Annotated in this window: 3 protein-coding genes; all 3 read left to right on the plus strand. The window is 45.6% G+C overall.

The window, feature by feature from the left end:
- Positions 1–14: 14 nt before the first annotated feature.
- Positions 15–10,709: a non-ribosomal peptide synthetase gene (locus AC0VYC_RS02005; RefSeq protein ID WP_475389297.1), complete on the plus strand. Its 10,695-nt coding sequence runs from the start codon at positions 15–17 to the stop codon at positions 10,707–10,709.
- Between the two features lie 44 nt (positions 10,710–10,753).
- A complete protein-coding gene (locus tag AC0VYC_RS02010; RefSeq protein WP_475389299.1) occupies positions 10,754–14,587 on the plus strand; it encodes a non-ribosomal peptide synthetase in 3,834 nt (1,277 codons plus the stop codon).
- A 62-nt stretch (positions 14,588–14,649) separates the two neighbouring features.
- A complete protein-coding gene (locus AC0VYC_RS02015) occupies positions 14,650–24,792 on the plus strand; it encodes a non-ribosomal peptide synthetase (protein WP_475389301.1) in 10,143 nt (3,380 codons plus the stop codon).
- Positions 24,793–24,803: the final 11 nt, after the last annotated feature.

Genomic DNA, 24,803 nt, shown 5'->3' on the forward strand with positions numbered 1-24,803 from the left:
CGAAGAGGTGGACTATGAGCAAACAGAAGATTCAAAAGGTATATCCTTTAACACCAATGCAAGAAGGCATGTTATATCATGCCATGCTAGACCCTAATTCGTCCTCTTATTTCACACAGCTGGAGCTTGGAATAAGAGGGGAGTTTGATCTCGATCTTTTTGAAAAAAGTCTCAATGAGCTCATCGGCACATATGACATTCTCCGTACAGCCTTTGTCTATCAGCAATTACAGAAGCCGCGTCAGGTTGTACTGGCAGAGCGCAATCTAGATGTGTATAGAGAGAATCTATCTCACCTGAACCATCAGGAACAGCAAAAGGTACTAGATCAATATAAAAAGCAAGTGAGAAAGCAAGGCTTCCATTTAACGAATGATTTGTTATTGAAGGTCGCTGTTTTTCAACTGAATGAAACAAACTGGCATCTCATTTGGAGCAACCATCACATCATCATGGATGGTTGGTCCATGGGAGTTTTGATGAAAAAATTGTTTCATTACTACGAATCTTATCGGAACGGCAAAACGCCGGATCGCTCACAAGGAAAACCTTATGCAGATTATATTCAGTGGCTTGGCAAGCAAAATCAACAAGCAGCGGAAGGCTATTGGAAGGATCGCTTAGATGGTGCGATTCAGCATCAAGGGCTTTTGCAGCAAAAAGAAGCGAACGGACAATATGACCATCAGGAATGGACGTTCACATGGGATGCTGAAATGGTCAGCACCATTCAAGAGATCGCAAGGAATTGCCAAGTGACAGCACCGAATCTATTCCAGGCTGTTTGGTCGGTTCTTTTAGGCACTTACCATGCGGCACATGATGTCACTTTCGGAACAGTCGTATCTGGCAGGCCGCCAAGTGTGGCTGGGATAGAACAGATGGCAGGGCTTTTTATCAATACAATACCGGTCAGGGTAGAAATGAATCAGGAAGACACTTTCAAACAGCTGTTTCAAAAAGTTCAGCAGCATGCGCTGGAAGCGGAAAACTATGATTTTATGCCGCTTTATGATATTCAGCAACAGACAGCTGCAGGAGGACAACTCTTCGATCACTTGGTCGGGTTTGAGAACTATCCTTTAGATCAAGAGCTATCTGGTGACACCATGTCGGAACGTCTAGGGTTTTCCATTGATGTAAAAGACGGATTTGAACAAACGAATTTCGATTTAAATGTCCTCGTATATCCAGGTGAAACATGGACATTGAAAATCAAATACAATGCGGTGGCTTTTGAAGAAGAGGTCATTGAAAAAATATCGAAACACCTGACCAACCTCATGAAGCAGATCATCGAGAATCCGGAAGTTCGCCTTCATGACGTGACGTGTATCACCGAAGAAGAAAAACAGCAGATTGAAGCATGGAACAAGACAGAACGAGATTATCCAAAGCATCTGTCTATTCCTGAGCTTCTTAAAGAATGCATTCAAACGCAGCCAGACCATCTGGCGTTAGTCGAAGGAGAGCGGGCATTCACCTATGAAGAACTCGGCCAAGAAATCCATCGTGTTGCGGGATATTTGATTGATAGCGGAGTGAAACAAGAAGATGCTGTCGCAGTGTATATGAATCGATCTGCTGAAGCAGTGATCGCCATTTTAGCGATTCTTCAAGCAGGGGCTGCTTATGTACCAATTGATCCAGCCCAGCCAGAGGAGAGAATCCGCTTTATGCTTGAAGACAGCGGCGCATCCGTTTTGCTCTATGCGGACAGCCAGCCGCCAGTTCATGAAAGTATCCAAGCCGTTCGTGTGTCGGACATATCGAATCATTCCAACGGACCATTCGAAGTCGAGACCTCTCCTTCGCAATTGGCGTATATCATGTACACGTCGGGATCAACCGGCCAGCCAAAAGGTGTTCAAATTGAGCATCAGCATATTGTCAGATTGGCATGTTCTCAGGAGACACTGGGCTTGAACAAGTCGGATCGTATGGCACATACAGGAGCAGTCAGCTTTGATGCCATTACTTTTGAAATTTTCACCACACTGCTGAACGGTGCAACGCTTTATCCTGTTGACCGTGACACGTTATTGGACATCAACCGGTTTGAACGCTTTATCCAAACGAATCAAATCTCGGCGCTCTTTTTAACAACTGGTTTGTTTAATCAACTCGCTCAGCAGCGGCCGCATATGTTTAAAGGACTGTCCAAATTGATCACAGGCGGTGATGTGATCAATGTGAAAAGTGCAGAGCTTGTGAAGAAAAAACATCCATCACTTGTTTTACTGAATGCGTATGGTCCCACAGAAAACACCACCATCTCGACCATTTATGAGGTGAGAGGGGATGAAACGGGCACGATTCCAATTGGTCAGCCGATCAATCATTCGTCCGCTTACATTTTAGATGACAATCAAAGACTTCAGCCAATTGGCGCGCCAGGAGAGCTGTATGTTGGCGGAGACGGTGTCTCAAGAGGATATCTCCATCGTCCAGAATTAACAAAGCAAGCATTTATCGCTGATCCTTTCAAGGCAGAAGGGCGTTTGTATCGAACAGGAGATTTGGCTAGGTACGGTTCAAATGGTCAAATCGAATTCCTCGGACGGACAGATGATCAAGTGAAAATTCGTGGTTTCCGTATTGAGCTCGGTGAAATTGAAACGATTCTTCAACAAGAGACGGGGATCGATGATGCGGTTGTGCTCATCCATGAGTCTCCTTCAGATGAAAAAGAAATGACTGCTTACTATACGGGAACGATCACGGAAGAAGAAGTGCGGGCTCTATTTAATCAAGCACTGCCAGCATATATGGTACCTCATCACGTCATGAAGCTAGATGCTTTTCCGCTTACCGCAAACGGAAAGGTCGATCGAAAAGCTTTACCAACACCTGACGAAGCTGATCGTGAAAAAATCAGGATCATTCCACCTGAAACCGAGACGGAAAAGGCGCTTGCTCAAATTTGGGAGGAACTGCTTGGGAAAGCGGTGGGAATAGATGAGCATTTCTTCATGACTGGCGGACATTCACTCAAAGCAATGATGATGTCAGCCAAAATCCAAGAAGTGTTCCAAAAGGAAGTTCCGATTCAAGTGATATTCGAAAAGCCAACGGTTCGATCACTTGCGTCATACATTGACCAGGACGGTCAAGAAGAACAAGGACATCCGATCTTACCCGCAGTGAAGGCGGAAGACTACCCAGTGTCACCAGCTCAGCGGCGCTTATACATTTTACAAACACTTGAACCTAAGAGTACGAACTATCATATTCCGATCGTCTTAACGCTTGAAGGTACGCTCGATCATCAGAGGCTCACCTCAGCATTTGATGAATTGATTCAAACGCATGAAATCTTAAGAACGAGTTTTCATATGAAAGGCGAGAACATCGTCCAAAGGGTACATGAACGAGCGGCATTTGACCTCCCCATCCATGATGTAAAGGAAGAAGAGGCCGAGGCATTTCTTGCTGAACGTCAGGCGCCATTTGATTTGACATCCGCTCCCCTCCTGCGGGCACAGCTGCTCAAAGTGAGTGACGACCGTCATCTTTTAGTTCTGGAAGCACATCACCTGATTACCGATGGCAGCTCCATGAAGACGTTCATTCAGGATTTGGCGAAAGCCTATGATGGAGAGGTACTTGCAGAAAGAGCCATTCATTATAAAGATTACGCTGTCTGGCAGTTAAGTGAAGAAGAATCAGAGAAACAGCGTGTGCATGAAGCGTATTGGCTGAAGCAATTCGAAGGAGATGTACCGGTTTTAGATTTGCCGACAGACTACCCGCGTCCAGTGGAACGTGATTTTTCTGGAGAACGGGTGATGTTTGGCTGTGATCAAGCGACAACTCAGCGTATTCATGAGCTGCTCAAGAAAACAGATACGACACTGTACATGTTCTTGTTATCTGCATTTCAAGTGCTGCTCGCATCCTACAGCGGACAGGAAGATATCATTGTCGGATCTCCTGTTGCGGGGCGAACACATCCAGATATTCAGGACATGCCGGGGATGTTCATCAATACCATTGCGATGCGCGGGAAACCGGAACAAACAAAGTCATTTTTACAGCTGCTTGAAGAAATAAAAGAAACGAGTGTAGATGCTTTTGCACATCAAAGCTATCCGCTCGAAGAGTTAATCGCGCGTCTACCGCTTGATCGTGATACAACCCGAAGCCCACTCTTTAGTGTTTCGTTTAATATGCAGAACATGGATGTTCCTGCACTAAAGCTCGGCGATCTGAACATTTCGCCTTATGCAATGCAGCACCGATCCGTCAAATTTGATCTGTCTCTAGAAGCATTTGAACGTGAGGGAGAAATAAAACTAAGCCTAGACTATGCAACGGCATTATTTAAAGAGGAAACCATCCGCCGGTTCGGAACACATCTTCTTGCGATTATTCGTGAGGCGGTCCAGCATCCGAATGAACAAATTGGCTTGTTCAACCTCTTGGATCAGCATGAGCAAATGGAGCGGCTGGAGAAAAGGGATGGAGAACAAACAGGTCAACATGAGCCGTACCATGTGCAATTTTCACGTCAAGCCATGGAAACGCCTGATACCATTGCGGTGATGGATGGTGAAAGGAAGCTGACCTACCGTGAACTAGATCACATGTCCAATGCTCTTTGCAGTGAGCTGAAGATGCAAGGCGTAGAGAAAGAAAGCACAGTCGCACTTATTCTTGATCGCTCTGTCTATGTCATTGTCTCCATGCTAGGTGTAATGAAAGCAGGCGGTGCATTTGTACCAATTGATCCAGCTTTTCCTGCGGAACGTATTCGTTACACATTAAAAGATTCAGGGGCAAAAGTCATCGTGGCAAATGAGTCTCTTGGCGATTCGTATCAGCATCTCAAGTCGATTCAGGTCGTACATGTGGAGAAAGCCGTCCAACGAAACGATTCTCTAGACCTGCCAGACGTATCGGTTGATCAACTGGCTTATGTGATTTACACATCTGGAACAACAGGGAAGCCTAAGGGTGTACAGCTCACGCATCGTAATCTATCACACTACGTCAATTGGTTGACACATGAAGTGACTTTACAAGAATGCGATCGAACGGCACTCCTGTCTTCTTATGCATACGACCTTGGTTACACAAGCATTTTCCCGGTTCTAAAAGCAGGCGGGACACTCTATATTCCTCGTGAAGACGTGTATACAGACCCTGTACGTCTCATGCGTTTTATTGATGAACAAGAGCTGACTTATATCAAAATGACACCATCCTTATTTCATATGATGGCAGATTCGAAGGGTCATACATTTGACGCTTTACGGCTTGTGGTATTAGGAGGAGAACCGATTGTCTCTGAAGATGTTGAGACATTTATGAAGCAGCATCCATGCGTGGCAGTGATGAACCATTACGGTCCGACAGAAACAACGATTGGTACAGTGAGCAAGCTAATGACACCGCATGAGCTGGACGCTTTAAAGGAGCGTTCTATCATCGGAAAGCCTATTGCTCATACAAGAGCGCTCGTATGCAATCGCGAGCAGCGTCTTGTTCCTTATGGCGCACCGGGTGAGCTCTACATTTCAGGTGATGGTGTTTCAAAAGGTTATTTGAATCAGCCTGAATTAACAGCGGAGCGTTTTCTTGAAAATCCTTATTTCCCTCAAGAACGGATGTATCGAACGGGAGATTTGGTTAGACAGCATGCTAATGGGGAGATTGAATTCCTTGGAAGAGTAGACGATCAAGTGAAAATTCGCGGTTATCGAATTGAGAAACAAGAAATTGAGCATGCCGCACGTGCCCTTCCAACCATTCAAAAAGTGTATGTCAAGGTGATCAACACGTCTCGTTTACCGGAGCTGGCGTTATATTATACAGCACCTGATCACATTGGAACGCTGACATTTAGAGAAAAGCTTTCAGAGACACTACCGGATTACATGATTCCTACTTATTTTGTCAAAGTGGATCATATGCCGCTGACACAAAACGGAAAAGTAGATGCAAAATCTCTGCCGCTTCCTCATGAGGCACATATGAACCGCACAGCACATGCAGCACCAGAAACGGAGCTTGAGCAGACGCTTTGTGATATGTGGTCAGATGTTCTTGAGATTGAAAAAGTCGGCATTGATGACCATTTCTTTGAATTAGGCGGGCATTCTTTGAAAGGCATGGTGCTCATTTCGAAAATGCAAGCCAAACTGAATCAGCATGTTCCACTCAAGGTTCTTTTTGAAAAGCCAACGATACGGGCGATAGCTGCCTATTTGGAAGAAGCTGATGCTTCGCTCGTCACATCCATTCAGCCAGCGGAAAAGCAAGATTTCTATCCAGTCTCTTCCGCACAAAAGCGAATGTACGTATTACAGCAGCTGCATCCAGAATCCGTCACCTACCATATGCCAGCCGTTTTCATGATGGAAGGAAACCTTGATCTGAAGCAGCTAGAAGGAGCGATTCAAGCTTTAATTGATAGACATGAGTCATTGCGGACAGCCTTTGTTGAAATTGATGGCAGTCCCGTCCAAAAAATCTATCGCCGTGTGCCGTTTACGTTACAGATGGTTGAAGTAGAAAGCGATCAGGTACAATCCGTCGTAGACAACTTCATGACACCATTCTCATTACATCAAGCACCTCTAATGAGAGCTAAAGTGGCAAAGCTGTCTGATGACAAATATGTGTTCATGATGGATATGCACCATATCATCGCAGACGGAGTGACACGCAGTCTGCTTATTCAAGAATTAGCGGAGTTGTATGAGCATAAGACGTTACCGCCAGTTCAGTTGCACTACAAGGATTATGCGGTATGGCAGCAAGAGGAAGAGCAGCAAGCAGCACTTGAAAAACAGCGGCAGTATTGGCTGGAGCAATATGCACAGCCGCCAGAAGACTTAGCACTTCCGCTTGATTTCCCGCGGCCTAGCGTGCAGTCATTTGCAGGAGACCGGGTTGATAGATGGCTGTCTGCTGAAAAGGCGCAGCATATCAAAGCGCTCATGGCTGAAAAAAATGTGAGTTTGAACATGGTGATGCAAACGGCCTTTGCCATTCTCCTTCATAAATTGACTGGACAGCATGACATCGTCATAGGGGCTGTAACGGCTGGACGTACACATGCGTCAATCGAACGGATTCCGGGCATGTTTGTGAATACACTGGCCCTTCGACATGACGTTCAGTTAGAAGAAACTGCAGAGCATCTGCTAGAAAAAATAAGAGATCACAATCTATCAGCTTATGAACATCAAGGATTCCCATTTGAGGATTTGGTCGCGCAGTTAGACCTTCCGAAAGACACGAGCCGCAACCCGTTGTTTAGTGTCATGATGACAACGGATGAGCGTGATCTGACGTTACCGGAATTGAATGGACTTACGCTTTCGCACAAACAGCAAGAAGCCGTTCAGGCAAAATTTGATTTAACGCTCGGTGTCTTTGAGGAACAAGATCAAGTGGGCTTGCGCTTTGAATATGCAGCGGCATTATTTAAAAAGAGTACCATTCAGCGATGGAGTCAATATTTTGAGCGAATCATAGACGAAATGCTTGCGAAATTGAATCAGTCGATCTCGACCATCTCCATCTTAACAAAAGAAGAAGAGCGACATCTGCTTGATGATTGGTCAGGACCTGTCCTAAATGTCCCGACAGATCAAACGGTTCATGCATTGATTGAGGCGAAGTCACAGGAAGTACCTCATCAAAAAGCCGCCGCCTTCTGCGGCACAAGCTGGACGTATGAAGAACTGAACAACCGGGCGAATACAGTCGCCGCAAGACTCATTTCCAGCGGCACAAAACCGGGAGACCGCATCGGCATTCTCACACGTCCATCGCTTGAGATGACAGCCGCTGTTCTCGGAGTTCTCAAGGCAGGTGCGGCATTTGTGCCGATTGATGCCGATTATCCAGCGCAGCGCATTGCTTATATGCTGGAAGATTGCGGGGCAGAGGTCCTTCTGATTCAGAATGGGCTCACTGCACCACCTTTATTCACAGGTCATACCCTCTTCATAGAAGAGGCAGTAGAAGGAGAAGCACACGAGATTCATGTTCCTATCAAACCAATGGATCTCGCTTATATGATTTACACATCTGGAACGACTGGACAGCCGAAGGGTGTCATGGTCGAGCATCAGTCTCTTGTCAATCTTGCTTTTTGGCACAATGATGCTTTCCAGGTGACGAAACAAGACCGAACCGCCAAATATGCCGGCTTTGGCTTTGATGCCTCCATTTGGGAGATGTTCCCGACGTGGATGGCGGGCGCAGAGCTCCATATCATCGACGAAGCGATTCGCCTCGATATGATCAAGCTCAATACGTATTTCAATGACGAAGGCATCACCATTGCGTTCCTGCCAACACAGCTATGTGAGCAGTTTATGTCGATGGACAATCATTCTCTCCGTTACTTACTGACAGGCGGGGACAAGTTAAAGCAGGTGAAGCCCGTTCCATACAAACTCGTCAATAACTACGGCCCAACAGAAAATACGGTCGTGGCGACAAGTGGGATCATTGATCCAGATCAAGGCACGCTTCCTATCGGAACAGCGATTGCCAATACTCGTTTTTACATTATGGGTTCGTTATATGACCTCTCGCCGCAAGGCGTACCGGGTGAGCTCGTAATTGCGGGGAAAGGACTGGCAAGAGGCTACTGGAATCTCCCAGAGGAAACGGACAAACGGTTTGTCCCGGATCCGTTTTATCCTGGAGAGCGCATGTACCGTACAGGCGACTTGGTGAAATGGACAGAGGATGGCGAGCTGATCTATCTCGGTAGAAAAGACCATCAAGTGAACATCCGCGGATTCCGGATTGAGCTATCAGAAATTGAAGCCCAGCTCCTTGCGCTAAATGAAGTGAAAGAAGCCGTCGTGACAACGGTCAAAGACGCAAGTGATCAAGACGCTCTTGTCGCTTACATCATCACAGATAAAGAAACGGATACGCTGAAAGGAAGCTTAAAGCGCACCTTGCCTGACTATATGGTGCCATCATGGATCATCAAGCTAGACCAACTGCCGATGACGGCAAATGGCAAAGTGGATCTCAAAGCACTGCCAGCACCTGATATGGAAGCGAATCAAACAGCATACGAAGCGCCAAGAGATGAAGTGGAAGCACTGCTTTGCGGCATTTGGGAAGATGTGCTTGGCGTCAGCCAAGTTGGTATTCACGACCATTTCTTCTTCCTTGGCGGAGATTCGATTAAAGGCATCCAAATGGCAAGCAGACTCACGCAAGAAGGCTGGAAGCTCGATATGAAACTGCTTTTCCAATACCCAACGATTGCGGAGCTTCGCCCATATATCGAAGAAGCGGATATTCTCACAGCTGATCAATCACCTGTGGAAGGGGAAGTCATTTTAACACCGATTCAGCGCTGGTTCTTTGAGCGTAACTTTGATCACCAGCACCACTGGAATCTATCAATGATGCTTCATGCGCCAAAAGGGTTTGACTTGGCTGTCACAGAACAAGTTCTGCAAAGACTACTCTCACATCATGATGCACTGCGCATGGTGTTCAGACAGGAGCATGATGACATTCTGCAATACAATCAGCGGGAGCTATCAGAACCATTTTCAATTATTTCTTGTGATGTTTCAAAAGCGCAAGATGTGAAACAGGCGATTTCAACATACGCCAATGAGTATCAGCGTCAACTGAATCTTGAAAAAGGTCCATTGATGAAAGTGATTTGTTTCCATACAGAAAACGGTGATCACTTACTCATCATCACCCATCATCTTGTGATTGACGGCGTTTCTTGCCGGATTTTACTAGAAGACTTTATGTCTCTTTATCATCAGGCAGAAAAAGGAGAAACGATGGTTCTGCCGCCAAAAACGCACTCTTTCAAAGAATGGGCAGAAGCGGTTGAACGATACGCGCAGTCGCAGCTGCTAAAAAACCAGAAGGAGTATTGGGCGGCGATTGAAAATAGACCGTTTACGACTTTACCTGTTGACCATGAAGTAAAAGAAAGAAAAGTCGCGGATACGAAAGCGGTCAAAATGCAGCTGACAGAAGCAGAAACCGAGCATCTGTTAACGAATATCCATCTTCCGTACACAACAGAAATGAATGATATTCTTCTATGTGCGCTCGGGCTGGCCGTTCAGGAATGGACAGGACAATCTCATGTACATGTACAGCTTGAAGGTCATGGAAGAGAGGATATTTTATCAGGATTAGATATATCCCGCACAGTTGGCTGGTTTACGAGCATGTATCCAGTCGTTCTTGAAGCGAAACCGAATCAGACCATTGCAGACGCTATCAAAGGAACGAAAGAGATGCTACGGCGTGTACCGAATAAAGGGATTGGTTACGGTATTTTAAGATACATGACACCATCCGAACCGTCAGTCAAACACGTGCAGCCTGAAATCAGCTTGAACTATCTCGGGCAGATAGATCAGGAAGTGACGACAGAACTCTTTGGACCTTCAACCTATGATATGGGCCGTCAAGCAAGCCCTGAATCAGAAGCTGTTTATAAGCTGAACCTCAGCGGTCTTGTTCAGCACAATCAATTCATTCTGTCGTGCTCATATTGTGCAAGTGAATATGAAGAACAAACGATACAGCAGTTCATCGCATTGTTGAAGGAGAAAATCAGATCCATCATCACCCATTGCTTAGCGCATCAAGAGCGAGAATTTACGCCAAGTGACTTCTCGGCTGCAGACCTTGAAATGGATGAAATGGACGATATCTTTGACATGCTAGAGGAGAAATTGACCTAACACCACTAGATCAGTCATGAAGAAGGAAAGGAGGAATGAAATAGATGAGTCAATTTAAAAGGGATCAAGTTCAAGATATGTACTATCTGTCACCGATGCAAGAAGGAATGCTGTTTCATACCCTCCATCATCAAGAAAAAGGCTTTTATGTAGAACAAATGGATATGAACGTGAAGGGGACACTTCGGTCTGATCTTCTTGAGAAAAGCATGAATATCATCGTGGAACGGTACGATATTTTTCGTACCGTGTTCCTCCACGAAAAAGTGAAGCGTCCTGTCCAAGTTGTATTAAAGAATCGACCTTTCCAGCTTGATATTGTGGACATACAGGATCTTTCTGAAAGTGAACAGCTTGAACGTATCGATCGTTTTAAACAAAAGGATCAGCTAAGAGGATTTGATCTCTCGAAGGATCTGCTCATGCGGGCCTCTGTTTTTCAAACGGGTCCTTCAAGCTATCGCTGGATATGGAGCTATCACCATATCCTTCTAGATGGCTGGTGTTTTGGCCTAGTTGTACAGGAATTGTTTGCGATTTATCATGCACTTTTGCATGACATCCCTTACAGGCTGGAGCCAGTCAAGCCATATAAAGAATATATTCAATGGCTGGAAAAACAAGATAAACAAGCCTCACTTGAATATTGGACGCAATCTTTGGCGGGCTTTGAGGGGCAATCGACTTTTAAAGAACAACGAAAGCAAACAAATGAGCATGAATTAGGCGAAATCGAATGGGCCATGAGTAAAGAAGAAACAGCTGCTTTATCAGAGTTAGCCTTGCAGCAGAATGCCACGTTAAGCAGTGCGCTTCAATCGGTTTGGTCTATCTTACTAAGCAGGTATCAGCGCTCAAACGATGTGTTGTTTGGAACGGTTGTGTCAGGACGTCCGGCAGATTTGGCTGGTGTGGACCGGATGGTGGGATTGTTCATCAATGTCATTCCAAGACGAATTCAGCTGACAGACCAAATGACGTTCCGTTCTCTATTATCAGAAACGCAGCAGCAGTCTTTAGCGGCTGAACCGCACCAATATATCCCGATTTATGATATTCAGGCTAAAGCAGGTCAGCAGCAGCTCATTGATCATATTGTGGTGTTTGAGAATGTCCCTGCTGCAAAGAAAGACGAGCAGGAGTCACTGCTTGGCTTTACAGTAGAAGACATGAATGTCTATGAAAAATCGAACTATGATCTCAATTTACTTGCATCACCTGGGGAACGATTGCAGCTGAAGCTGGCCTTTAATCAGCGTGCATTTGATCCTGCATTTGTCCATAAATTAAAGGATCAGCTGACCCTTTTGATCAAAGGGACCATCAAACATCCAGATCAGTCAGTTCATACACTGACACTTGTGACTAAGCAGGAAAAGCAGCGAATGTTAGAGGAATGGAATGCACCTGAGCTGGAGCATGATCAGCTTTATTTGACAAAGTGGTTTGAACATAATGTCCGAAAACAGCCGAATGCAGTGGCATTATCAGCAGGTGATCACACGATGACATATGCGGAGCTGAACGAACAAGCCAATCGACTGGCAAGGCATTTGCAAAAAAATGGGGTCAATCATCAAACGGTGACCGCCATTTTAGCAGAGCGGACACCTGAACTCATTGTCAGCTTACTCGCTGTCTTAAAAGCAGGTGCCACCTATGTGTCGATTGATCCAGATTATCCAGAAAGCCGTATCCAATATATGCTGAAAGACAGCGGAGCGACGCATCTTCTGACTCATTCATCCTTTATCAGTCAGACGAGGTCACTCGCATTTGATGGCACGTATCTTTTTGCAGATGACCAAGAAATTTTACTGATGAGCTCAGAGAATCTGCCACTTGAAGCTGGTTTAGATGATACGGCATACATCATGTATACATCAGGAACAACCGGACAGCCAAAAGGCATCATGACGACCCATTCCAATATTGCCCGGGTGGTCAAAAATACGAATTACTTAACTATTTTAGAAACAGATACATTGCTGTCGTTATCAAATAGTGTATTTGATGGCTTTACATTTGATGTATATGGTGCGCTTTTAAACGGAGCAAAGCTTGTCCTGCCGCAAAAAGAAACCATTTTAGATATGGAGAAGCTCACTGAGCTGATAAAAGGTGAGCATATTTCTGTCATGTTTGTTCCAACCGCTTTATTCCATCTTCTCGTTGATGAAGGAACAGATTGGATGCGCGGTGTGCGTAAGGTGCTGTTTGGGGGAGAGAGGGCATCGGTTCAGCATGTGAGAAAAGCCTTTGATGTGATGGGAAAAGGCAGATTGTTGAATGTATACGGCCCGACCGAATCAACGGTTTTTGCCACGTATTATCCGATAGATGAAGCGATCCCTTTAGAGTCACATTCTATTCCAATTGGGAAGCCGCTCAACCAGACGGGCGCTTATATATTGAGTGAGCACAGGCAGCTTCAGCCGATTGGAATGGTTGGAGAGCTTTGTCTGAGCGGCAAAGGACTGGCAAAAGGATATTTGAATCGTCCTGATCTGACAAAACAAGTGTTTATTCCTCATCCTTTCGCTTCGGGTGAGCGCCTGTATCGTACAGGGGATTTAGCTTACTTTCGAGAAGACGGTCTGATTGAGTATGCAGGCAGAGTTGATGATCAGGTAAAAATTCGAGGACACCGTATTGAACTGACAGAAATTGAAGCCAACCTTCTCATGCACCCAGGTGTAAAACAAGCTGTACTCCTAGCGGATCATGATGAAACCAATCATACAAGGCTGCTTGCCTACATCACGTGTGATGATGCATGGAAAGGCAAACTCGATGATATCAAATCAAGGCTGAAAGAGCGTCTTCCAGCTTATATGCTGCCTCATGAGCTGATTGAACTGGAGAACCTCCCACTTACGCCAAACGGGAAGGTTGATAAACGCCAGCTACCAAAACCAGAGGCGCCGCAAGGAAACCGTCGTGTGAAACTGCCCGCAAATGAAGTGGAACAAAAGCTGTTGGTGATGTGGCGGGAAGTACTTGAACGAGAGGATATTAGCACAGATGACCATTTCTTTGAGCTTGGCGGACATTCTTTAAAAGCGATGTCTCTTTTGTCCAAAGTATCAAAAGAGTTTGAGGTTCAGGTGCCGATCCATTTGTTGTTTGAGACCCCGACGATTGAAGCGCTTAGTCATTATATTCAGCATCAGGACGGGGAAACCGCTGGCTATCTTGTATTCAATGAATCTCAAACATCAACAGTCTTTGCTCTTCCGCCGTTACCAGGCTACGGCTTTATCTATCAGGAAGCAGCAAAAACGCTTGATGATGTCCGGTTGATCGCCTTTGATTTTATTGAAACGAATAACCGAATGGCACAGTACGTTCAGCATATTCAGCACCTTCAGCCAAAAGGGCCGCTGACGTTGATGGGGTACTCAGGCGGATGTTACCTCGCCTTTGAGCTTGTTCAAGCGCTTGAACAAGGAGGACGGACAGTCGAGAAAGTCATCATGATCGATTCCTATAAGAAAATTGGAGAAAGTGATTTAGAAGGGCGATCCATTGATGATGATATTGAAGCGATTGTTCATCAAACGAAACAAAGCGAACTTGCTCAAGGGGAGATCGTTCAAGAAGCGCTTGCCCAAAAGACGCGCGCCTACTATGAAACGTTTGTTAAGGGGGTGAATCAAGGCAAAATACAGGCAGATATTACGTTCATCCAATCTGAAGAACAAATAGCGATCCCGGACTGGATGGAAGAGTGGACACAGGCAACGGCCGGATCTTTTACCCAATACCAAGGCTATGGCCGGCATGCTGATATGTTCAAACATAAAGAATGTGCAGCTCAAAATGCAAAGCTGATCAAACATATTGTCAATCAAACAAATAGAGAACGAGTCTTGTAAACTTTAGATTAGGCAGGATGCAGCCTTGCAGTCCTGCCTAACAAAAAAGGAAAGGAACTCATATGAAACCATCAACCATTAACCAAACGAGTAGACATGAATCAATGGATGCGATTTTACAAGATGTAAAGACAACCATTTTACAAACCAACGAAATCGAACGCTTCGCTGTTTTTTCACGTGAAAAAACCATTCGACCGCGGCCGTATCACCTCTCTCATTTATTTCTCGACAAGCACATTGAGCAGGAGGCCGCAGCGGAAGCGATACAGACGCAAACGGCTGTACCTGCTTTGGCCGACATGCCGCCCGCACTTTCCTATGGAGGGGATCTCGACGTCACACAAGGCGCACAGACTTTACAGGAAGTCTTAACAGAGGCTGCAAAAACGACAAATGGGCTTACGTATATCGTGAATAGCAAGAACGAACTCACACAATCTTATGCACAGTTACAAGGAGACGCCGAGAGGGTTCTGACTGGTTTAAGGGCACTGGGGCTTAAGGCAGGCGATCCTGTTTTCTTTCAATTCTCATCGAATCATGCCATGGTCACTGCCTTTTGGGCATGTGTATTAGGCGGATTTGTTCCAACGCTTGTGTCAGCTGCCCCAACCTATCGGGAGATGAATGCTGCAGTGAAGAAGCTTCATCATGCTTGGAAGCTCCTCGAGCATCCACTCATCCTAACAGATGACTCACTGATCGAGGAGGTGCAAGGGTTAGCCTTACTATGGCATACAGACCAATTACGTGTCGCAGCAGTTGAGCCGATGCTGACATTAGAAAGAGATACAGCCGCTCACCCTGCCGCGCCGGATGATTCCGTCTTCTTTATCTTAACGTCTGGAAGTACAGGGATGCCAAAGTGTGTAGAGCATTCCCATAGAAGTGTGCTGGCGAACGTCAAAGGAACAGTAGCAGCGAATCAATTTACACAAGAGGATGTCTCGTTAGACTGGATGCCTTTAGATCATATTGGTGGCATCGTGATGTTCCACCTTGTCAATGTGTACACAGGCTGCGAGCAGATTCGGGCAAGAACAGATGACTTTATCGCTCAGCCGCTGCGGTGGCTTGACTGGATGGACCGCTACCGTGCAACGAAGACGTGGGCACCTAACTTTGCATTTGCGATGATCAACGATTATGAGAAAGAGATTTCATCAGGGTCTTGGGATCTGTCGGCGATGACCTGCATGATCAATGGGGCAGAGGCGGTCGTTCCAAAAACCATCCACCGATTTCTACACCTGCTTGCTCCGCACGGCTTAAAGGGAGATGTGATTAGACCGGCTTTCGGCATGTCTGAAATCTCATCAGCGGTTGTGTTTTCCTTTGCGATTGAGCGTGGAGATGAAAACAGCGGGGTTCTGACCTTTGAGGAAACGTCGCTGACAGAGCAGCTAAGACCAGCAGAAGCACGTGAGACAGGAACCGTCAGCTTTACAGAGTTGGGCAAACCGATTCCAGGTATCACGATACGCATCGTCAATCATCAGCATGAGCTTCTTCCAGAAGATCATATTGGCCGTGTGCAAATAAAAGGTCCAACCACCATGAAGGGCTATTACCGGAATGACGAAGCGAATCAAGAAGTATTTCAAGCGGATGGCTGGTTTCACACGGGTGATTTAGGTTTCCTGCACGAAGGAAGGCTGACACTAACCGGTAGAGAAAAAGACATGATTATCATCAACGGGAAAAACTATCACAACTATGAAATTGAAGCCATAGCAGAGGAAGTACCGGGAGTAGAAACGAGCTTTGTGGCTGCTTGTTCCGTCCGAATGGAGGCTTCTGCATCCGATGAACTGATTCTCTTTTTTACACCGAAGCTGTATGAGCCGGCTTATATTATGAGGGCAAGTCAGCACATTAAATCCCATATTGCAACAAAAATGGGCTTGTCTGCATCTCGCATCATTCCTGTCCAGAAGCATGCATTTCCCAAAACAAGCTCTGGAAAAATAGAAAGGGCACAGCTCAAGACAAGATGGCAAGAAGGCGAATTTGATGAAATGATCATGGAAATGGACATGAGACTTGAAAATGAACATACCTTGCCTGATTGGAGTTATCAAAAGAAGTGGATACCAGCTCCACTTGATGCAGCTGACAAGCAGATCGTAGGGGACGTTGTGATCTTCGCAGATCCATTAGGACTGGCAGATCAATTGAAATCTTTTGCAAACAGTGAACAAACATACATTACGGTTGAACCGGGTCAAGCGTTCAAACAACTCACACACACTCACTTCATCATCCACCCGAATCGGCCGTCTGACTACGAACAACTCTTTGAGACGCTCCGTTCGTATGGCGTTTCGGTGAAACACATCATTCACCTTTGGAACTATACAAACCAAGAAGACAAGCTTTATGTGGCCAAGGCGAAACAAGCGCAGAAAACGGGCAGCATGAGTGCATTATTTTTAACAAAAGCCATTTCCGTCTATGAGGAGCAGGTGGCCATCACTTTTGTCTCAACCCATGCGATGAATGTGCCGGAGGATCACATCCACGATGTAGAAAAAGCAACGACAGCCGGACTGATGACAGCAGTTCAGCATGAATGGCCGTTTATCAAGGTGCAATGTCTTGATTTTTCTCTAGCAGAATCGGTATCTAGTCATTCCCATGCAATGGCGATTATGGCAGAACTCACACATGACCAAGACCGTCATGTCGCTGCTTATCGTCAAGGTGTTCGTTATATTCCCTTTTTAGCACCTCTTCATTTGGAAAAGGAACAGAAAAGGAAAGAGCCGCCATTTGAATCATCTGGGCTTTATGTCATAACAGGCGGGCTAGGCGGAATTGGACGTTTAGTCAGTGAACACCTACTGACATCTTATCAAGCACATCTTGTGTTGTTTGGAAGAAAAGAGAGAGAGGCACTTTCTAGTGACCAGCAAGAGACATTGTCTTTGCTAGAAAAGCAGGCAAAAGTGCATGGCGGCAAGGTTCTTTATGAGAAAGCAGACATCACGGCTGAAAAAGAGGTGGAAGCGATTATCTCTAGACATGAGGTCGCTGGAAATCAAAGGATGGATGGCATCATTCATTTCGCAGGTATCATTCAAGAAGAACTACTTGCTGATATGACATCTGTGTCTCTGAATGACATGTACGAAGCGAAGGTATATGGAACGATTGCGCTTCATGAAGCTGCCTCCAAACGCAGGAATGTTTTATTTCTTTCCAGCTCGTCAGCCCGAACGCTAAAGGGCGGTATGACTGTCGGCGCCTATTGCGCTGCCAATGAGTTCGTGGAACAATTTGCTCATTATCAGAAGCTGACATCTACAGTGAAGCCATATTGCTTTAGTTTCAGCATGTGGGACGAGATTGGCATGAGTGAAGGCTCCATGATAAAAGGCATTTTAAAAGAAAGAGGTTATCTTCCAATTTCAAAGCAGGCAGGCTTCCAAACGATGCTCGCATGTCTGATGACAGATGCTCCGCTCATTTATGCGGGATTGGATCGATCGAAGAAAGAGATTCACGAGATGATCCATGCGGATGCGGAGATGCAAACAGAGCAGATCTTTTACGTCTTTTTCAAAACGGATCAATCAAAGGCGGTGGAAGAGCGGCTATATCAATCGATTCATACATGTTTACAGTCCCGTCTATCTGGTGAATATGCCGTACATTTGTTTCCTGAGGAATATTGGAAAGAAACAGAAGATGGATCGCCAGACGAGGCATATTTTCATGAATTAATAGAGGAAAGCGGAATGGATTCAGACAACAGAGCACCTCACACAGAAACGGAGAAACTGCTCGCACACATTTGGTCAGAGCTGCTCGGTGTCTCAGATGTCAACTGCGGCGATCATTTCTTTCTACTAGGAGGTCATTCGCTGAAGGCGACGCAAATGCTGTCTGAGGTTAGGCAAAAAACAGGGTTTGACGTGCCGCTTGCTGTGTTGTTTGAACATACGAGACTCGGAGAATTAGCAGACTGGATCGATTCAAATGCCAAAGCAGATGAAGTGATTCCGATGAGAAAAATGGAGAAGGGTCAGGACATTCCGATGTCTTATGCCCAGCAAAGACAGTGGTTCCTCTATCAATTAGAGCCGGATCTGCCATTTTACAATAATACGATTTCGTTTCGGATGAATGGGCCTTTAGATATCAAGGTGCTTCAGGAAAGTCTGCATCATATGGTGAAAAGGCATGAATCGCTCAGAACGTCCTTTACGATGAGCGGGGATGAACCGGTACAGGTCATTCATGAACAGATGGCCCTGCCAGAGCTTGAGGTGATGGACCTTTCGGGCATAGCGTCAGAGGAAGAGAAAGAACAAAAAGCGGCTGAATGGGCGAAAGAAGAGGCATCCACACCTTTTCAATTAGAACATGAAGCGCTCTTTCGAGTGAAGCTGATTCGACTTTCACCCGCAGAGCATATCTTACTTATGTCCATTCACCACATCGTGTCAGATGGTTGGTCGATCGGCATTGTTGCAAGAGAATTATCTGAGTGGTATACAGCGGCGATCGAAGGGCGGGAGCCTCACTTGCCGGCATTGCCTATTCAATATGCGGATTACGCACTGTGGCAGAAGGAGTATTTGACAGGAGAACCATTGCGTAAGCAGCTTGCCTATTGGAAGGAGCAATTTGCGGCACCTGTTGAAGATTTGGTATTGCCGTATGATCATCCGCGGCCGGCTGTTCAATCCTACAAAGGGAAGACGAAAACATATCACCTGTCGAAGTCACTATCTAAAAAGATTGCGGCGCTATCCAAGAAAACAGACAGCACACTGTATATGACCTTGCTGTCGGCTTTCTCTACCCTTTTACATCGATTGTCTTCACAGGATGAGTTTGTCATTGGCTCGGTCATTGCTGGGAGAAATCGAACGGAAATGGAGCATTTAATCGGATTTTTCGTGAATACATTGGCGCTTCGGATCGACCATAGCGGGAATCCAGCCTTTACGGAATTATTAGAGCGAGTGAAGGAGACAACCGTCGGTGCTTATGCACATCAGGATGTGCCGTTTGAGATGGTGGTCGATGAATTGAATATTGTGCGTGATGCCAGTAAGCAGCCGCTGTTTCAGGTCATGTTTGTTCTGCAAAACTTACCGCTTGAAGCATCTCCAATGGGGGAGGCGACGTCGGTTTTAACCATTGAAGATAATGATACAGCGAAATTTGATCTCTCCCTGTTTGTGTTTGAAGGAGCTGAAGGCCTTCAGTTAAAACTGGAGTATCAAGCGGATTTATTTTCTGATGACACGATGGAGCGATTCCTCGCATACTACGAGCATCTGCTTGAAAGCATTTGTGAAAATCCAGCGCAGCCGATCAGACAAGTGAATTTCCTGCCAGAGAAAGAAAAGCATCAATTGCTCTATGAATGGAGCGGAAAGACTGATCAACCAAAAGGTCCGCTACTCATGACGGAACGATTTGAAGCGCAAGTGAAAAAGACACCTCATGCAGTGGCGCTCGAGTTCCAGGGAGATGAGTGGACGTACCAAGAGTTACATGAGAAAGTCGATCGTCTAGCAGCCTATTTGCAGCAGCGAGGCGTGACACCGCATGAACCAGTTGGACTGCTCATCGACAGATCGCCTGAAATGATTCTTGGGGTGCTGGCCATTGTGAAAGCAGGCGGAGCTTATGTACCAATTGATCCTGAATATCCAGATGCCCGCATTGACTATATGCTGAGAGATACAGGGATTCAGCTTTTACTGACAAAAAATGAATGGCTGAAAAAAGTATCCATCCATCAAACGGAACTCATTTGTCTTGATCAAGGGTATGAAGAATTTTTACCAGAAGCAGAGGTCATGCCCGCTGCACTAAGACCTGATGGACTTGCTTATATCAATTACACATCGGGGTCAACTGGACAGCCAAAAGGAGTACTGATCCCTCATCAAGCGGTCGTCCGGCTTGTGTGTGAAACAGACTATGTCACCCTTAATGAACAAACGCGCATTTTACAAATCGCCAGCTTCTCTTTTGATGCTTTTACGTATGAAATATGGGGAGCCCTTTTAAACGGGGGAAGGCTCATACTGACGGATCGAAATACCATTTTATCAATGGATACATTAGCGGAAGCACTAAAAACTCATCAGATTACAACAGGGTTCTTGACTGTGCCGCTGTTCAACCGTTTAACAGAAGAACATCCAGAAGCTTTATCTGGACTTCATGCATTATTGGTCGGCGGAGATGCCTTATCAGCCGCTCATATCAGAAAAGCACTGCCGTATTTACCTGAAGGGCTTTTAAATGGTTATGGACCAACAGAGAATACAACATTCTCCTGTGTGCATCATATTCGGGCACTGGAAGAAGATCAGGCGACGGTCCCGATTGGACAGCCTATTGCTTATTCACAAGCTTATGTATTAGATGACCAAATGCAGCCAGTTCCGCAAGGCGTCATCGGCGAAATTTATGTTGGCGGCACAGGGCTAGCACTTGGTTACCTTGGAGATGAAGAAAAAACAGCATCATCATTTATCCCGCATCCTTTCCAAGAAGGAGCGCGTTTATATAAAACAGGCGATATGGGCCGTTGGCTGTCAAATGGCATCATTGACTGTCTTGGAAGAATCGATCATCAAGTGAAAATTCGTGGACACCGCGTGGAATGTGGAGAAATTGAAGCCGCTATGCTGACATTTGATGACATCAAAGAATGTGCCGTTATCCCGCATCAGCACGAGAGTGGTCATAAGCGATTGATCGGTTATTTTGTCCAAAAAGGCGGCATGACCACGCAAGACATTCGCCATAACTTAAAAGACATTCTGCCAGATTATATGGTACCAAGCCTATTAATAGAGCTGGATGAATTACCGCTCACGCCAAATGGCAAGGTAGACCAAAAGCGTCTTCCGCCGCCAGAGTGGAGACAAGAAGAAGTAGAAACAGCCATTGACAAAGCAGCTACTGAGGAAGAACGTGTGTTAGAAAAAGTGTGGTCTCAGCTGCTAGGCGTTCCTTCTATTGGCGTCCATGATAACTACTTTGAGCTTGGCGGAGATTCCATTATTGTCATACAAATGGTGGCACGCTTAGCACAGGAAGGCTACGTCATCCAGCCGAGAGATGTATTTGAAAAACAGACCATCTCACAACTCGCACAAGCGATGAGAAAGGCAGAGGTCTCTACGGTCTATGATCAATCACCTGTGACAGGAGAGGTTCGTCTTCTCCCGATTCAATCTTGGTTCTTTGAGCAATCGATGACCAATCAAGATTATTGGAATCTATCGGCGCATATTGAAATGAAGCGATCTGTTCCGCATGAACAGTTAACACAGGTTCTTTCAAAACTGGTCGATCATCACGATATGCTGAGAGCTATCTATACAAAAGAGGCAGATGGCACATGGATTCAAACCATTCGTGAGCCTGGTGTCACACCATGTGTCACATTCTTTGATGTGACGGATGTATCTCAGGAGGAAGCACGGGAACAAATCCGCTTGGAGACAAGTGCCTGTCAAGGAACATTGTCATTAGAGCGAGGAGAAGTGATCAAAGCGATTCTTTTTCATACAGGTGAAGACACGTCTGAGCTCTTTATTGCTGCACACCATCTCGTCATGGATGGCATATCATGGCGCATGATACAAGAAGATGTACTAAATGGATTGAAACAGCTTGCTACGGGGCAGGACATCATATTTGCGAAAAAAACCGCCTCCTATAAGCAGTGGGCAGATGCCTTATATGAATATGCACAAACAGATCAATTACAAGCGCAGGCCTCTTTTTGGCAAAAAATCAAGGATCAAGAGGAAGAAGGTTCTCCTTTCCAACTGCCTGCGCTTTCTAATATAGAAGAACATGCAGAGATCCTGTCGGTTCAGCTCACAAAGGAACAAACAGATATGTTACTTAGACAGGCCTCACAAGCATACCGAACAGAGATTAACGATTTACTGTTATCAGGACTCACGCAAGCCATTGGAAAGCCAATGCTCATCACGTTAGAAGGGCATGGACGCGAGGATTTATTTGAACAGATGGATTTGTCACGGACAGTCGGCTGGTTTACAAGCTCTTATCCTATTTTTATTCCTTTTATACAAACCGATGTTGCAAGACAAATCAAAGACGTCAAAGAAACCTTACGAGCTGTGCCGCAAAAGGGAATCGGCTATGGTTTGCTTCAATACATGACAGAACCTCGTTTACTCAAAACGGTAGCGCCGCAGATGAGCTTTAATTACCTCGGTCAGTTAGATCAGGCAGATGGCGAAGCCAAGCTTTATATAGCAGACGAAAGAAATGGACATGTTCACGATCCGAAAGCAGAAAGACAGCATTTGATCGATGTGTATGGATATGTGACAGATGGTCAGTTGCAGATGAACTTTATGATCAATCGGGAACTGCTGCAAGATCAAGAGGTGCGGTTGTTACCTGAACGTTTTAAAGAAAAAATGGAGATCATCTTGACGCATTGTGTTGAAACGAGCGGCGGCTTTACACCATCTGATTTTCCAATGGTTCAGCTCACGCAAAAGCAAATAGATGAACTTCCAGACAATGTAGTCGATGTGTATCCGCTGTCTCCAATGCAGCAAGGAATGCTGTTTCATGCACTGCTAGATCAAGCCTCACAAGCTTATTTTGGTCAGGTGCATATGACGCTCCAAGGCTTAACAAACGGTGATGCCTATGAACAAGCTTGGAACCTTCTTGTAGAACGTCATTCGATTTTGAGAACAAAATTCGCTTGGGAAGGGTTGAAGGAGCCTGTTCAGTTCATTCAATCAGAAGGAAGCATCCACCTCACTCAGCACGATGTGCGCCACCTGAGTGATGCGGAGCAAGAAGAGACAATCGAACAGTTTTTAGTATCTGATCGTTCAAAGGATTTCAATTTAGACCATATAGATGAACCGCTGATTCGGGTTGCTTTATTCCGTTGTGATGAGGAAAGATGCACGTTTGTCTTTAGTTTTCATCACATTTTAATCGATGGCTGGAGTTTGTTCAGTTTTATTCAGGAATCTTTTGCGATGTATTGCTCTCTTGTGGACGAACGAGAGATCAGTCTTTCTACAGTCCGTCCATATAAAGATTTTATCGAATGGCTGAAGAAGCAGGATCAAGAGAAGGCGCAAGAATTCTGGCAGCGTTATATGTCAGGCGTAGAGGAAGCGACACCGCTTCCAGGAGACGGCGAAGAACATGCTTCAGACCAAGAAGCAAGCATGGCGCAGTCCAGCGTCAAACTGACGCCAGAGATGCAGCAGAGACTGGAGAAGATGACTGGCAAGCAGAAGGTCACGATGAGCACACTGATTCAATCAGCGTGGGGACTGCTCTTGCACCTTCATTCGGGCGCAGAGGATGTCATATTTGGGGTGACCGTATCTGGCCGGCCAGCCGACTTACCAGAAGTGGAAAGCATGACAGGGCTCTTTATTAACACATTGCCGCTTCGTCTACCGATCCATTCGGACTGGACGATTGCGCGTTTGCTCGCCCATACACAGGAAACCGTTTTTCAGATGAGAGAATACGAGTATACCGTATTGCCAGATATTCAGCAGATGACGGAAATTCCAAATGGAGAGGCATTGTTTCACAGCATTGTCGTGTTTGAAAACTATCCGATTGAGTCCATTGAGCCGTATGGCGTACGCATTTTAGACATCGCCAGTCATGAAGAAACAAATTATGACTTAACCCTTGTCGCAGTACCGGGAGATACGCTGGAGCTTCGGATCACATACAACTTAAATCAATATACAGAAAAGCAAATACAAACGCTGATGCAGCAGCTGATTCACACACTTGAAGCCATGACAGAACAAGTGGATACGCCGCTATCTTCCTTCACCATTGTGACAAATGAGGAAAAAGAACGGATGATCAGTGATTGGGCGAAAAACGCACATGTCAGCGTGCTATACCCAGACCAAGAAGAAGTTTATGCAGGCGTACATGATCCTGCCTATGAAACGGAAATATATGTCCTGAATGAAGAACATCAGCTCATGCCAATTGGATTTCCTGGAGATATTTTTATCGGCGCCAAAGAGATCAAAGCACTTTTTGGAGAGCTAGCCGATTGGATGGAGGCGCATAAAATTCCGCATCCATTCAAACATCAAACAGGCGAATATCTTTATCCGACAGGGGATGTCGGCGTTTGGACGGAAGAAAGCAAGATTCAGATTTTGGATTGGATGTAGGAGGAGAAGAA

The sequence above is a fragment of the Bacillus sp. iso_77 genome, assembly GCF_056173625.1.